Annotated in this window: 12 protein-coding genes and 1 pseudogene; 1 reads left to right on the forward strand and 12 read right to left on the reverse strand. The window is 61.2% G+C overall.

Annotation, left to right across the window (positions count from 1 at the left end):
- Positions 1-9: 9 nt before the first annotated feature.
- The 5 genes and pseudogenes from B0G82_RS20185 to B0G82_RS20205 all read right to left on the reverse strand — a co-directional run bounded on the left by B0G82_RS20185 (position 10) and on the right by B0G82_RS20205 (position 4,503).
- Positions 10-1,800, reverse strand: a complete 1,791-nt coding sequence (locus B0G82_RS20185; RefSeq protein WP_121308802.1) for an acyl-CoA dehydrogenase — start codon at positions 1,798-1,800, stop codon at positions 10-12.
- 393 nt (positions 1,801-2,193) lie between these two features.
- A complete protein-coding gene (locus B0G82_RS20190; protein WP_241974983.1) occupies positions 2,194-3,339 on the reverse strand; it encodes an AraC family transcriptional regulator in 1,146 nt (381 codons plus the stop codon).
- A gap of 40 nt (positions 3,340-3,379) precedes the next feature.
- Positions 3,380-3,505 (reverse strand): annotated as a pseudogene (locus B0G82_RS40140) (IS6 family transposase); the annotation flags it as partial.
- A gap of 14 nt (positions 3,506-3,519) precedes the next feature.
- The gene (locus B0G82_RS20200) at positions 3,520-4,119 is read right to left on the reverse strand and encodes a lytic transglycosylase domain-containing protein (RefSeq protein WP_121308804.1); all 600 of its coding nucleotides are present in this window, start codon (positions 4,117-4,119) and stop codon (positions 3,520-3,522) included.
- A 192-nt stretch (positions 4,120-4,311) separates the two neighbouring features.
- Positions 4,312-4,503, reverse strand: a complete 192-nt coding sequence (locus tag B0G82_RS20205; RefSeq protein ID WP_121308805.1) for a hypothetical protein — start codon at positions 4,501-4,503, stop codon at positions 4,312-4,314.
- Between the two features lie 632 nt (positions 4,504-5,135).
- Between B0G82_RS20205 and B0G82_RS20215 the strand changes: the two genes are divergently transcribed.
- Positions 5,136-6,566: a TetR/AcrR family transcriptional regulator gene (locus B0G82_RS20215; protein WP_121308806.1), complete on the forward strand. Its 1,431-nt coding sequence runs from the start codon at positions 5,136-5,138 to the stop codon at positions 6,564-6,566.
- A gap of 230 nt (positions 6,567-6,796) precedes the next feature.
- Here the strand turns inward: B0G82_RS20215 and pntB are convergent, their stop codons facing one another.
- The 7 genes from pntB to B0G82_RS20250 form a co-directional block, all read right to left on the reverse strand.
- The gene (gene pntB / locus B0G82_RS20220) at positions 6,797-8,212 is read right to left on the reverse strand and encodes a Re/Si-specific NAD(P)(+) transhydrogenase subunit beta (protein WP_121308807.1); all 1,416 of its coding nucleotides are present in this window, start codon (positions 8,210-8,212) and stop codon (positions 6,797-6,799) included.
- A 13-nt stretch (positions 8,213-8,225) separates the two neighbouring features.
- Complete coding sequence (locus tag B0G82_RS20225; RefSeq protein WP_121308808.1) at positions 8,226-9,824, reverse strand: Re/Si-specific NAD(P)(+) transhydrogenase subunit alpha; 1,599 nt, start codon at positions 9,822-9,824, stop codon at positions 8,226-8,228.
- Positions 9,825-9,912: 88 nt separating this feature from the next.
- Positions 9,913-10,209 carry an EthD family reductase gene (locus B0G82_RS20230; protein ID WP_106285734.1) on the reverse strand — a complete coding sequence of 99 codons (297 nt, stop codon included), beginning with the start codon at positions 10,207-10,209 and terminating at the stop codon, positions 9,913-9,915.
- A gap of 183 nt (positions 10,210-10,392) precedes the next feature.
- On the reverse strand, positions 10,393-11,070 hold the full coding sequence (locus tag B0G82_RS20235; protein WP_121308809.1) for a hypothetical protein: 678 nt from the start codon (positions 11,068-11,070) through the stop codon (positions 10,393-10,395).
- 33 nt (positions 11,071-11,103) lie between these two features.
- The gene (locus tag B0G82_RS20240; RefSeq protein ID WP_116121076.1) at positions 11,104-11,760 is read right to left on the reverse strand and encodes a c-type cytochrome; all 657 of its coding nucleotides are present in this window, start codon (positions 11,758-11,760) and stop codon (positions 11,104-11,106) included.
- 10 nt (positions 11,761-11,770) lie between these two features.
- The gene (locus B0G82_RS20245; protein WP_121308810.1) at positions 11,771-13,255 is read right to left on the reverse strand and encodes an FAD-dependent oxidoreductase; all 1,485 of its coding nucleotides are present in this window, start codon (positions 13,253-13,255) and stop codon (positions 11,771-11,773) included.
- A gap of 63 nt (positions 13,256-13,318) precedes the next feature.
- Positions 13,319-14,251 carry an electron transfer flavoprotein subunit alpha/FixB family protein gene (locus B0G82_RS20250; RefSeq protein WP_121308811.1) on the reverse strand — a complete coding sequence of 311 codons (933 nt, stop codon included), beginning with the start codon at positions 14,249-14,251 and terminating at the stop codon, positions 13,319-13,321.
- Position 14,252: the final 1 nt, after the last annotated feature.

The following is a 14,252-nucleotide window of genomic DNA, read 5'->3' on the forward strand; positions in this document are numbered from 1 at the left end:
CCGTGACGGTTAGAACTGGCCTTCCGACAACGCAAGCACGCTGTTGTTGCCCTTTGCGCTGACGATCGACGCTTCGAGCCCGCCTGCCTGCACGAGGACGTGTTCCGCATAGCATTGTGCGATCGCGATCTTCGCATCGAAGAACGCCGTGTCGCTCGCGCGGTTCGCGTGCGCTGCCAGCAGTGCGCGCGCCATCTGCCATCCGCACAGCACGATGCCCGCCAGCTTCAGGTACGGCACACTGCCCGCGAACACCGCGTTCGGGTCCTGTTTCGCGTTCGCGAGCACGTAGTCGATCACCGTCGACAACGAGTGCGCGCCCTTCTCCAGCTGCGCCTTCATCGACGCGGCCGCCGCGCAGTCGACCTTGCCGAGCGCCGCGACCGTGTCGCCGATCTCGGCGATCAGCGCCTTCGCGACCGTGCCGCCGTCGCGCAGCGTCTTGCGGCCGACCAGATCATTGGCCTGAATCGCTGTCGTGCCTTCGTAGATCGCCAGGATCCGCGCGTCACGGTAATACTGCGCGGCGCCGGTTTCCTCGATGAAGCCCATCCCGCCGTGCACCTGCACGCCGAGGCTTGCCACGTCGTTCACCATCTCGGTGTTCCAGCCCTTCACGACCGGCACCAGATATTCGTAGATTGCCTGATGACGTGCCCGCGTCGCCTCGTCCGAATGGTGGTGGGCAATGTCGCTGTGCGCGGCCGCGACATACGCGAGCGAGCGTGCGCCTTCGGTCAGCGCGCGCATCGTGCCGAGCATCCGGCGCACGTCTGGGTGATGGATGATGGTGACTGACTGCCTGGCCGATCCGTCGACCGGGCGGCTCTGCACGCGCTCCCTCGCGAATGCGGCGGCCTTCTGGTATGCACGGTCGGCGACGCCGATCCCCTGCATCCCGACGCCGAAGCGCGCGGCGTTCATCATGATGAACATGTATTCGAGGCCGCGATTCTCTTCGCCGATCAGGTAGCCAATCGCGCCGCCGTGGTCGCCGTATTGCAGCACTGCGGTCGGGCTCGCCTTGATCCCGAGCTTGTGCTCGATCGACACGCAGTGCACGTCGTTGCGTGCGCCGAGCGAGCCGTCTTCGTTGACCAGGAACTTCGGCACGATGAACAGCGAAATGCCCTTCACGCCTTCCGGCGCGGTCGGCGTGCGCGCAAGCACCAGGTGGACGATGTTGTCCGCCATGTCGTGTTCGCCCCACGTGATGAAGATCTTCGTGCCGAACACCTTGTACGTGCCGTCGCCCTGCGGCTCGGCGCGCGAGCGCACCAGCGCGAGATCTGAGCCGGCCTGCGGCTCGGTCAGGTTCATCGTGCCCGTCCATTCGCCCGAGATCAGCTTCGGCACGTAGCGCTGCTTTTGTTCGTCACTGCCGGCCGTCAGCAGCGCCTCGATCGCGCCGTCGGTGAGGAGCGGACACAGCGCGAACGACAGGTTCGATGCGTTCAGCATTTCGATGCACGGCGCCGCGATCAGCTTCGGCAACCCCTGACCGTCGTACTCGGCCGGATGCTGCAATCCCTGCCAGCCGCCCTCGACGAACTTATGGAACGCCTCCTTGAAGCCCGGCGTGGCGGTCACGACGCCGTCCTTCCAGCTGCTCGGATTGCGGTCGCCTTCGACGTTCAGCGGTGCCAGCACCTCGCCGCAAAGTTTCGCCGACTCATCGAGCACAGCATGCGCGGTGTCGTGACCGGCATCCTCGAAGCCCGGAAGCTGCGCAACGGTGTCGATGCCCGCGAGTTCCCTGAGCACGAACAGCATGTCCTTGACGGGGGCGGTATAGCTCATGGTCGATGTTCCAATCAGGCGGTAAATGAAGTGCCTCACAAGGTCCGATACGGCAAAACCGGCCAGATCCAGGAGACGTAGTGACGCATCCTACCGCCGCCGTGACGAATTCCCATTGTCATATCCGGCCCTCATGGTGACAAAACCGGCCACGCGATGCACGGGCGATGCTGAAGGCAGCCGGCCGCGTCGGGTTTCCCCGAATCCGGTCTCTGCGAAAAGACATGCGCACCGTTGTGCCGATCGGCGGGGCGGAAGCGGTGGTGAGATTCGCGGAGGGGCCGGCAACGGAAGCCGGCTGTGGGTCGCATACAGGAGCCGGCCATTGGAGCGGGCGCAGTGAGTCGGCCAGGTGATTCAGCGTCGGAAAAACGGCTGTACCCGCTCCGCGCGCTATGCACGCCGCCGATAAGTCCCCGGTGTGCTGCCTGTCCAGTGCCGGAACGCGCGATGGAACGCGCTTGGATCGTCAAAGCCAATGTCGGCGCCGATCGCCGCGATCGTGTCGGGCGTGTCGGTGAGCCGCTGGATTGCGATATCTCGCCGCAGTTCATCCTTGAGCACCTGGAACGTCGTGCCTTCGGCGGCCAGGTGACGGCTCAAGGTGCGTACGGAGCAATGCAGATGCTCGGCCACCAGATCGATCATTGGCAGGTCGGGCAGCGCCGCCGACAGGTATTGCCGCACGCGATGGCACACAAGCTGCTCGCTGAATGATTCAAAGATCCAGTCGCCTGGCGCGCGAGCGAGGAACTTTTGCAGGTTGCGCTTGCTCTGCCGGATTGGCGCGTCGAGGTAGTCCACGCTGAAGCGCAGAAGCGTGCGCTCGCAGTCGAACTTCACGGACCCGGAGAAGAAGTACAGGTGATCGACCGCATGGCGCGGTCGCGGGCACGCAAGCTCGATCTGCAGCAGCGGGATCTTCTGCCCGATCAGCCATGAACACACGCCGTGAACGAGCTTGAGCATCAGCTCCTGGCCGAGCGGGCTGATTGGGCCCATGGCCGCATCCGGCCGCAGCATTACCTGCACGATGAGACCGTCGTTCCTCGATTCGACGAAGAAGTCGTCGAGCAGGATATGGAAGAACTGGCCGAAACGATGGAGCGCCGTTTTAAGGTTGCGCGCATCGAGCAGGCTCAGGCACAGGTACTTCAGCGTGCCGCCGCGCAGCGGGCGCGAGAAGATGCCGGGCATCTCGTCGTCGAGGTCAATCGCGAGCGTGCGGTACAGCGTCGAGAATTGCTCTTCCGTCACGCGCGAATGCGGCTCGCCGAGCAACTCGATTGCAATGCCGGCTTCATACAGATAGCCTTCGATCACATCGCGCCCCACGCCCGCGCTCGCCAGGAAACCGTTGACGAGCGAGATCGGCACCGTGGCGCCCGGCGACGGCAGTGCGCGCCCGCGCTGGGCGGAACGGGAATGTAAGCCGGTCATCGCGTGCCCGTAGACTAAACCGTTCGGATTGTACAGCGGCCCGGAACGCCCTCGACTTGCAAGCTTCCGGCCCGACCTCCAGAAAAGCGTCGGTGCAATAGGAGAGGTCAATGGAGGTCGGATGAGTTGCGCGAACGCACTTCATCTGTCCTTTGACGATCATGTGCATAACTTCGATGCCTCCCGGCAGGATCAGGACGCATCGAATAGACTTGAATCCCAGCATGGCCCGGATGCGCCGCTTGACCGTCCGATGATCCTGCTCGAACGGGACCGCGACTACAAACCGAGTTCCGCTTTCATCATGCTCAAGTGATCGGCTACACGTCGCGCGTAACCCTTGGCGCCTCCACTGTACCGATATAATGCGTCGTCGAGGTTTCCACCTGACGCTCTTATGTAGTCTTGCAAAATTGCGCACCCGATACGGATGTTTGTGCGCGCGTCTGTCAAATCAGACGTGCGAAGGACACGGTCTGCGTGTTGAGACGGAAGCACCTGCATGAGTCCCATGGCGCCAACCACACTTACCGCGAAACGGTCGAAACTGGATTCGACGGCGATCACTGCAAGCAATAACAGCGGTGAGATTGTGGAACGCTTCGCAGCATTCAGCACCGCGTGACCGATTTGCAACGCATCGTGCAATCCGATGTGAAAGCGGGTACTCACAACAGTTGCGATTTCCTCCGCAGTAGGCATTCCCCCTTGCGGCACGTCGACAGCTTGAGTGGATGTTGGCCAAACTGGAAAATCAGCGCCATAGCACAGTCCCGTTAGCGACCCGAACATCACAACTGCCGCAAAGACATTACCGCGGAGTCGATAAGCAATTGTTCGTGGCTTACCGATACGCTCTTGTTTCGCGTTCGTTAGCATGACTAAGCTCCTTAAATTCACGTAGTCACGAACGGTTCAGGCGGAGTCTTCCCTGGAACGGTCTGACGAAGTTAGATCACAACGACAAAGGTGAAAAAATAGAGTAGAAACAGGATATTCCGTCCTGACCACTCACTCGAAAAAAAACAGAGGCGTACTGTCCAGCAACAACAACAGCATTAACACCGTGGATCAAATTAAAGATTCCGGCGCCCGATTAATGCGGACACCGCACGTTTCGCTCGCGACCAACTCGCGGACGCTGTTGGCAAAGCGCTGAAGAGCTTGCAAGGATCCGTACACGCTCTTGTACTCTTCGCGGCCGATCCGCCCATCCAGCACGACCAGCATGCCCGAATCGCTTGCAATCTTTTCGATGTCCATCGCAATTCCCCTTCAATCCCGACGAATACGCCTGCCTTCCTCATTCGGCCTTCAGCCAGGCTCGCATCGCCGGCCGCTCCGAAGAAGGAGGAAATACACACCACGATCCGTCGTCGTGCTGGAAAAAGATGAGCGCCAAGGAGCCTGACGCCAGAAGAGATTCTGCGCGGACACATCGCGTGGGTCTGGGTGCCGCATAACGGAACCGGGTCAAGCGGACCGGCGAGGCCGGTGTCGGGGCCAACCATTTGTCGATCAGACTCCGCAAAGAAACTACATTGCTGCTCATCTCGCACTCCTTCATCCTCAGCCCCGTAACCATCCTCTCATCAAGCCAATTTGTCCATGTGATGGACCTAGATTTATTTTATTCATGACCTAAGAATAGCTGTGCACCGGCCTAAAATCAAGCTTGGTAAACGCAGGGGAAACACCGACTGGTGTGAACAATTCTCCAGTTACGTGCCGTTCCTCGGCCTCGTGCAAATCCGCCCCTAATTATTCAGACAGGGCGATTGTCACAAATGCGAGCAGGTGTCCGAAACTTGCTTCACCGAGATCGCATCGACGACGCTTTTGCATACCATCGAACCGACCTATAATCTAAAGTAGTTCTATTGAGGAGAGCCGACGTGCAAGAGAGATCGCCGGAGCGAGGAACCTTGGAGAGAGCAAGGCCCGACGGCGGGCCAGTTGCAGGGCGAAACCGGGAACTGCGCATCACGCAGATCATCGTTGCCGCTCGGCAGACGTTTCAGGAAGATGGGTACGCTGGATTCGCGACGCGTCGCGTAGCGCGTCGGGTCGGAATCGCACAAGGAAACCTCCAATACTACTTCCGCACGAAAGATGAATTGCTGCGTACGGCGCTGCGGGCGTATATGCGCCAGACGCTCAACGACTACGCGGAAATCGCAAGCCGGCCCGGCACCAGCGCCGAGCGGCGTTGCTCTGCGCTCGTAGAGCGCATATTTCGCGATATCAACGAAACCGATCTACCGAAGTTCCTGTTTGAAGTCTGGGCTTTCGCTCAGCATGAACCCTATGCTGCGGAACTCCTCGACAATATGTACGCGGAATATCGGGGCATGTTTGTGAAGCTGCTCTCGGAAATCCACCCGGCTTTGACAAACGAAGAGTGCTTCGTGCGTGCATCCGTTCTTATCGCGCAGACCTCCGGAATGATGATTCTCTCCCATCAAGGCGGGGGCTCGGATAAGGACCATACAGAATTTATTCGCGTGACAAAGCGAGCTATAAAATTGATTGTCAGCTTGTCAGGACAGGTGCTCGAATACGGTGGCCCCCTTCACAGCTCGCGCAAACCCCACGCACAGGGTAGCAGCAATACTCACGTCGGCGTCTTTGGGTCCGAAGGGCATATCCAGCACGGATTGCTCGAGTTGAGCACGCGCCAAACAGGAAAGGACGTCCTCGACTACCGGCCAACGCTCCAAGGGAAGCGTCGAGAGATAAAGACCAACGAGATAATCTCTTCTGCCGCTAACCTCCTGGCGTCGGAAGGATATGCGAACTTCACACAGGCGCGAGTTGCGAGGGAACTCGGTATCCTGCCGGCCGCGCTCCAGCACTATTTTCCCACGCACGATGACCTGCTTCACTCGACCATTAGCGCACTGCTGAAGGCCTATCTGGATCGCTATGTAGAAATGGGCAGGCCAAGCGGCAAACCTGCGCTCGAGCGCCTGCGTGAAATCGTCGAGGACGTTTTCGAGGAAGCCTGCGATCCGAGGGTATGTCGATTCGCGGTCGAAATGTTCGCGCTAGCCCAGCACTCAGATGTCACCCGTAAGCTCGTAAGACGAATCTACGCTGCTTATCGGGCGATTTACGCCGACCTGGTGCGCGAGATAGATTCGTCTGCTACCGCGCGTGAATGCCTCGCTCGCGCGACACTCATCGCGGCACAGATGGAGGGCGTAGCGACCCTGATGTTCGGTCTGCCGAAGCAATGGGGGGACATTGACCGCGTTTTCGACCTGATGATGGCCATGGCGATTCGCATTGCGCACGGAAGAATTGACGCCAAGGATGCAGCGTAGGGTCCCGCGCTTGAATTCGTTGATGGTCAGCAGACTTGCGGCGCAGACATCGGCCTGGCGCAATAGTCCCGTCAAGCCTGCTTTAGACGGTTTCTCGCTGGGTAGAAAGGCGTCGTCAGGAATTGCTCCCCGTGCGCCATCAGGGCGTGCGCGTTCCGAGAAAACGTCACGAATCGTGCGCAAGTCGGGGCGCAGTTCCGCCCCGATCTCGCGGCAAGTAAAATGGACAATCAGACCGCCAGCGCGCCAAAGATTTCATTGAGCATCGACTTCGCATCCCCGAACAACATGCGGTTGTTGTCCTTGTAGAACAGCGGATTGTCGACGCCTGCATAGCCGGAGGCCATGCTGCGCTTCATCACGATCGAGGTCTTCGCCTTCCACACTTCCAGCACCGGCATCCCCGCGATCGGGCTCGTCGGATCGTCCTGCGCGGCCGGGTTCACGATGTCGTTCGCGCCGATCACCATCGACACGTCGGCCTCCGGGAAGTCGCCGTTGATCTCGTCCATTTCCAGCACGATGTCGTACGGTACTCTCGCTTCGGCCAGCAGCACGTTCATGTGGCCCGGCATGCGGCCCGCGACCGGGTGAATGGCGAAACGCACGTCGACACCCTTTTCACGCAGCAGCTTCGTGAGTTCGAACACCGTGTGCTGGGCCTGCGCCACGGCCATCCCGTAGCCCGGCACGATGATCACGCGCTTCGCCTCGCGCAGCAGCTCGGCCGTCTCCGCCGCGCTCACCGCCACCGCTTCAGCGGCCGGCTGCGCAGCGCCGCCGCCGGCTGCCGCCGGTGCGCCCACGCCGCTGCCGAAACCGCCGGCGATCACGCTGATGAAGTTGCGGTTCATCGCGCGGCACATGATGTACGACAGGATCGCACCGGACGAGCCGACCAGCGCGCCGATCACGATCAGCAGGTCGTTGCCGAGCATGAAGCCGGTCGCCGCCGCCGCCCACCCGGAGTAGCTGTTGAGCATCGACACCACGACCGGCATGTCCGCGCCGCCGATCGCCATCACCATGTGCACGCCGAACAGCAGCGAGATCACCGTCATCACGACGAGCGGCAGCATGCCGTCCTGAATGCTTTCCGCATGCAGGAACGCGCGGCCGTAGTAGATCACGATCAGCAGCGCGGCCAGGTTCATCCAGTGCCGCGCCGGCAGCAGCAGCGGCTTGCCGCCGATCTTGCCCGACAACTTGCCGAACGCGATGATCGAGCCTGTGAACGTGATTGCACCGATCAGGATGCCGACATAAATCTCGACCTCGTGAATGGCCTTCTCGGCGCCGGTGAACTGCACCGACGTGTCGATATAGCTCGCGAAGCCGACGAGGCAGGCCGCGAGACCGACCAGGCTGTGCATCAGCGCGACCAGTTCCGGCATCTGCGTCATCTGCACTTTCTTCGCGGCGTACAGGCCGCCGGCGCCGCCGACCACGAGCGCGGCGCTCACATACGGAATGCCCGCGGCCGACACGCGCGGGCCGAGCACGGTGGCCAGCACGGCGGTCAGCATGCCGACCATGCCGAACAGGTTGCCGCGACGCGCGGTTTCAGGGTTCGCGAGGCCGCCGAGGCTGAGGATGAACAGGATCGCGGCGCCGATATAGGAGACGGTAGTCAGGTTTGAAGTCATCTTTTTCGTCCCCTTATTTGCGGAACATCGCCAGCATGCGTCGTGTCACCGCGAAGCCGCCGAACATGTTGACGGCCGTGAGCGTGAGTGCGCCCACCGCGAGGCCGAGGATCAGCCCGGACGGACGGTCGCCGGCGTTGGCCAGCTCGCCCAGCGGCGGCGCGACCTGCACGAGCGCGCCGATCGCGATGATCGACGAGATCGCGTTGGTCACGCTCATCAGCGGCGTGTGCAGCGACGGCGTGACGTTCCAGATCACCATGTAGCCGACGAAGCACGCGAGCACGAACACCGTGAAATGCGACAGGAAGCTGGCCGGCGCGAACTGGCCGACGCACAGGAACGCCAGCGCGCCGATCGCGAATACGATCGCGAGCGACTTGGCCGACATCGGCTCGCCGCTGTGACCGTGGCCTTTCGATTTCGCCGGTGCGGCGGCTGCGGGTGCCGCTGCCGCGGGCTTGGGCGCGACGACCGCCTGCTTGATCGGCGGCGGCCACGTGACGTTGCCTTCCTTGATGACGGTGAGGCCGCGGATCGCATCGTCGTCGAAGTCGACGTTGATCGTGCCGTCCTTGCCCTTGCACAGCTCCTCGATCACACGCAGCAGGTTGGTCCCATACAGCGTGGAAGATTGCCGCGACAGGCGCGATGCGAGATCGGTATAGCCGACGATCGTCACGCCGTGGCGCACGACGGCTTCGCCGGGCACCGTGAGTTCGCAGTTGCCGCCCTGTTCGGCGGCCATGTCCACGATCACGCTGCCGGGCTTCATCGACTGCACCATCTCGGCGGTGATGAGCTTCGGCGCCGGCTTGCCGGGGATCAGCGCGGTGGTGATGATGATGTCGGCATCCTTCGCCTGCTGCGCGTACATCGCGCGCTGCGCCTGCTGGAAACCTTCGCTCATCACCTTCGCGTAACCGCCGCCGCCCGAGCCTTCTTCTTCGTAGTCGACCTTGACGAACTCGCCGCCGAGCGACCTGACCTGGTCGGCCACTTCCGCCCGCGTGTCGTTCGCGCGCACGATCGCGCCGAGGCTGGCCGCCGTACCGATCGCGGCCAGACCGGCCACACCGGCGCCGGCGATGAACACCTTGGCCGGGGGGACCTTGCCGGCCGCGGTGACCTGCCCGTTCAGGAAGCGGCCGAACGCATGCGCGGCCTCGATCACTGCACGGTAGCCGCTGATGCCGGCCATTGACGTGAGCGCGTCCATCTTCTGTGCGCGCGACAGCGTGCGCGGCAGCGAATCGATCGCGAGCACGGTGGCACGCTTCGCGGCCAGCTGCTGCATCAGTTCGGGATTCTGCGCGGGCCACACGAAGCCGATCAGCGTGCCGCCTTCGCGCATCAGCGCGACTTCTTCCGTGCTCGGCGGGCGCACCTTGAAAACGATATCGCTGCCCGACCACAGCTCGGCCGCCGTAGCGGCGATGCCCGCACCGGCCGCACGATACGCGTCGTCGTCAAAGTTGGCGCCGGCACCGGCGCCGCTTTGGACGGCGACCAAAAAGCCCAGCTTGATCAGCTTCTCGACCACTTCGGGCACGGTCGCAACGCGCCGTTCGCCGGCGGCAGCTTCTAGAGGAATTCCAATCAATAGTGTCATCGGAAATTCTATTTTTCACATGGCATCGTTTATCCCAGGGATTGCAGGCCCGACGGTAGTGACGAAGTCGGGCCAGCCGAGCGATCCGTCAATCGTCCGCGCAGAAAATCGTCGGAGTGATAGTGGTGAAGTTTTTCACGTCACCCATTACCTCGGCAGTTTTAGCGGAAGAAAGGACCCTATTAATCGCGGCCTGATCGTTGAAACGCAGTATCGCAACGCATGCGAACGGTTGTGCTTTCGTTGATGGAAACAGGACTTCGGCCGATTGCAGACCGAACTCGCTCCACGCCGAGCCGACAAGGGGAGCATGCTTCGAAAGGTAATACTCACGGTCAAAGGTCGCACCTTCCGTGCTTGGGTAGTTCACGATCAGGGTAGTCATATTCAATCCTGTGTTGAGATACGTTTGAGAGTTGGCTTTAGGTGGTCGCTCTAACACCTTGCAAGCGTGCCGGCTGCTTTCGTGCGCGGCCCAGCAACTGCCCACCGAACAACAACATCCACAGAGGCAGAACCAGCACGATGACCACCTCGCTGGCGTTCGAGAGCGCGTCGAGAAGACAGGTCAGCTGCGGTACGGTGTGGGCGATTTCAGCACGGCCCCGCCGCTTTTCGTTCCCTCGATAGCACAATAGCCGTGATAGATCGCCGCCATGAGGTAGGCCCACGAGCACAAAGCAAGGGTGTAGAAATTGAAAAACACGTTCGTTTCGTCGCCCGGGATCTTGTAAAAATCATAAATACCCGCAATGCCGAGTGAAGTCACCAGGCCTAACGCCAAGGCCAGCGCACGGAGCGTCTCACCTATTTCCAGAAGCCTTTTAATGAAGTACGCGAGATAGATCGACAGCAGGATCCACATCGTCAGATAGAAGTAGGGCAAAACCGGAGCGATGAGGTCCGATCCCACGAGGACGAATGTGAGTGCAGCCGGGACGACAAATGCCGCGACGTCCTGGCGAACTGTCGGCTTGTACCCGTGCGTAATCGCCATCAGACCCGCAACGGCGATGATAGGCATGCCGAATCCACGGGAGAACGCGTCAAAGAAATGCGCTACCTCATAGGAAACGGCGTTCCCGGTGGCAAAGTATCCGATAGCGTTCGTCGCGGAGATACCCACAATCCACATCTCCAGCCCGAGAAGAAAGTTGCGTCTTTTGACGAACTTCCAGCCGTGGAAAAATGAACTCCACGCGAGCAACGCACTAGAGAGAACGAGAACGACAGATCTGAGGTCCATGACTAACTCCAAACTCCGGTTGTATCTGATAGGTTAATTTTTCTTCGGGTCAAGGCTTGCCAGATAGATGGCAATGGCCTTGCGGTCTTCTGGCGAAAAACCAGTCGCCAGATTTTTCATGACGCCTGTGGGTTCACTGCGGATGCCGGAAGCGAACTCGTCGAACTGCGCAAGCAGATAGTCGTATCCCTGACCGGCCAACCGCGGAAACTGGTCGTGGCCCATCAGTTGGGCACCATGACATGCGACACAGTTGCCCGCGGCCACCAGGCGCTGTCCCTTCTCGCGCAACCGTGCATCCGGCTTGAAGTAGTGATTCGCGACCGGAGTCACACTTGCGAAATACGCAGCCAGCGATTTGATCTGCGGATCGCTCATCGTCTTAGCGAGAGGTCCCATGTTCGGATTGCGCCGCGCCTCACTCGCGAAATTGTGGAGCTGTGTTTCCAGGTAAGGCGCGGGCTGCCCCGCCAGGCTCGGATATCCCTGATGGAGCGAGTTTCCTTTGACTCCATGGCAGACGGTGCAGGTGTCGACCACGTGCGGCCACGGCCCGCCATCGGCAACGTAAGCGGCCGCCGACGTCGTGACATAGCTCTGAAGTCGATAAAGGCCCAGCAGATCGGAACCAAAAATGGCGAGCAGCAGGACGGCAACCAGAGGAATGCCAAATAATAGAATTTTTTTCATTGATATCCTCCTACGCTCGACGCAGGGAATTCAGCGCCTGAAGTGCGCTATGATGGCCGGAACGCACCGCGCCATCCATGTAACCGGCCCAGATATCTGCCGTCTCCGTTCCCGACCAGATCAGCTTGCCGCACGACGGGCGCAGCGCCTCGCCGTGCGCGCTCCAGAAGCCCGGCGGAATTGCGGAAACGCAGGTAATCGTCCAGGGATCGGCCTTGCTCCAGTCCTGATCGTGATAGGCGATGGGAGAAAGCGCTTCGTCGCCCCATGCCTGCGCGTAGAACTGCTTGTGCATGGCCATTGCAGCGTCCCGCTCGGACGGGACCATCGCATTCCCGACGAACGCGTTGATGACCCCGATCTCCCCACCGGGCGGGGAGTTGTCGAAGGCCCAAAGAATGGGGCCATTGACCTGGAAGATGCTGCCGTTCATGCCCTTGTCGCGCCAGAACGGGCGGCGATAAACCATGGCCGTCTTCCGCGCGGGGGAATGCGCGGGCCAGGCGCCCTGCAGGGCCGCACGCTTTTCGGGCAAGGGCGGATCGAACTGCATCTGATGACACAAGGCCGGATGAATGGCCATGATGACCGTACGCGCCCGTACTTCTTCATGGTCGGTATGCAAAGTGGCGACGTCGCTGTCCCATCCGGAAATCTGGCGAACCGGTGAAGACAAGCGGACCTTGTCGCCGAGTTGCTGGGCCATCTTGATACTGAGGATTTGCGAGCCGCCGATGAAGCGGGTTTCCTGGGCGCTGTGCTTGATGGCGTCGAGTTGAGAATAATCGCAATCCGCCGAATTGATCATCGAAAGGAAATGCAGCAACCCCATCTTTGCCGGCGCCGCGCCACCCGAGAGAATGATGCTGGCATTCCAGCTCACCTGGTCTTCCGGCTTGATATCCTGCTTCGCCAGCCAATCCCCGATCGAAAGCCTGTCCAGTTCGCCGACCTTCGAAGACTTCCACGGCGCACCACCGGGGACGTCGCGCGAGAGCTTGCTGAGCTTGGCCGCGACCGCCTCGTCGGTACCGAAGGTGCCCTTCAGATCGACTGTCACGCGCCCTTCACCGCCCAGAACGACTGTCTTCCCGTCGTAATAGGTTGGAAAAGTTCCGACGCCCAGTTCGCGCGCGAGATCGGCGACGGCAGTCTGGCCCGGACCGATCCATTGTCCGCCGACTTCCGAAACGTACCCACCGGGAATGTTGTAATTGAGCGTTCGCCCTCCCACGCGGTCCCGGGCTTCGAGCACCAGAAAGGACTCGCAGCCCGCCTTACGCAGGTCTCGCGCGGCAGTCAGGCCGGCCAGTCCAGCACCGATGATGGCGACATCGAGAATGCCGTCAGTGCTTCGCGCGCCCGTGGTGACTGCGGCATACGACTGTTGGGCGCTCATGGCGAGCGTGCCCACGGCAGCCGAGGCCCCCGCATATTTGAGCCATTGCCTGCGCTGCAGGTTTGCCGTACTGGTTGGAGAAGATTTTTTTGCCATACAGCCTCTATCTACATGATGACGGCGCCCGCCCTGTGCGGTTCACCGCTTCGGCTTGCCCGCTCAAATTGACGACGTCAGCTCCGGCACGAGCGTGAACAGATCGCCGACGAGGCCATAATCGGCCACGCTGAAGATCGGCGCTTCGGGATCCTTGTTGATCGCGACGATCACCTTCGAATCCTTCATGCCCGCCAGATGCTGGATCGCACCCGAGATGCCGACCGCGATGTACAGCTGCGGCGCGACGATCTTGCCGGTCTGGCCGACCTGGTAGTCGTTCGGCACGTAGCCCGCATCGACCGCGGCACGCGATGCGCCGAGCGCTGCATTCAGTTTGTCCGCCAGCGGTTCGAGGACCTTCGTGTAGTTCTCGCCGCTGCCCAGACCGCGGCCGCCCGACACGATGATGTTGGCCGACGTCAGTTCCGGACGGTCCAGCTTCGTCACTTCACGGCTCACGAACTGCGACTTGCCGGCATCTGCCGCCGCTGCGATCTTGTCGACCGACGCGCTGCCGCCTTCCGCTGCAACCGGATCGAAACCCGTTGCACGCACCGTGATGACCTTAATCGGATCGCTCGACTGCACCGTCGCGATCGCGTTGCCGGCGTAGATCGGGCGCTCGAACGTGTCGGCCGAATCGACCGCCGTGATGTCCGAGACCTGCGCGACGTCCAGCTTCGCGGCGATACGCGGCGCGATGTTCTTGCCATACGCGGTGGCCGGCGCGAGGATGTGCGAATAGTCCTTCGCGATGTTCAACGCTGTCGCTTCGACGTTTTCCGCCAGGCCTGCGGCCAGTTGCGGCGCATCGGCCAGCAGCACCTTCGACACGCCTGCGATCTTCGCTGCCGCGTCGGCCGCCGCTTGCGCGTTGTGGCCCGCGACCAGCACGTGGATGTCACCGCCAATCTTCGCTGCCGCCGCCACCGTGTTCAGCGTCGCGGCCTTGATCGACGCGTTGTCGTGTTCTGCAATCACCAGAATCGTCATT

It is taken from the genome of Paraburkholderia sp. BL17N1 (assembly GCF_003634175.1).
Lineage (GTDB): Bacteria > Pseudomonadota > Gammaproteobacteria > Burkholderiales > Burkholderiaceae > Paraburkholderia.

Coding starts and splice junctions, on each gene's coding strand:
- B0G82_RS20250 (WP_121308811.1), bottom strand. CDS start 14,251: ATGACGATTCTGGTGATTGCAGAACACGACAACGCGTCGATCAAGGCC.
- B0G82_RS20235 (WP_121308809.1), bottom strand. CDS start 11,070: ATGGACCTCAGATCTGTCGTTCTCGTTCTCTCTAGTGCGTTGCTCGCG.
- B0G82_RS20185 (WP_121308802.1), bottom strand. CDS start 1,800: ATGAGCTATACCGCCCCCGTCAAGGACATGCTGTTCGTGCTCAGGGAA.
- pntB (WP_121308807.1), bottom strand. CDS start 8,212: ATGACTTCAAACCTGACTACCGTCTCCTATATCGGCGCCGCGATCCTG.
- B0G82_RS20225 (WP_121308808.1), bottom strand. CDS start 9,824: ATGACACTATTGATTGGAATTCCTCTAGAAGCTGCCGCCGGCGAACGG.
- B0G82_RS20245 (WP_121308810.1), bottom strand. CDS start 13,255: ATGGCAAAAAAATCTTCTCCAACCAGTACGGCAAACCTGCAGCGCAGG.
- B0G82_RS20230 (WP_106285734.1), bottom strand. CDS start 10,209: ATGACTACCCTGATCGTGAACTACCCAAGCACGGAAGGTGCGACCTTT.
- B0G82_RS20205 (WP_121308805.1), bottom strand. CDS start 4,503: ATGGACATCGAAAAGATTGCAAGCGATTCGGGCATGCTGGTCGTGCTG.
- B0G82_RS20200 (WP_121308804.1), bottom strand. CDS start 4,119: ATGCTAACGAACGCGAAACAAGAGCGTATCGGTAAGCCACGAACAATT.
- B0G82_RS20240 (WP_116121076.1), bottom strand. CDS start 11,760: ATGAAAAAAATTCTATTATTTGGCATTCCTCTGGTTGCCGTCCTGCTG.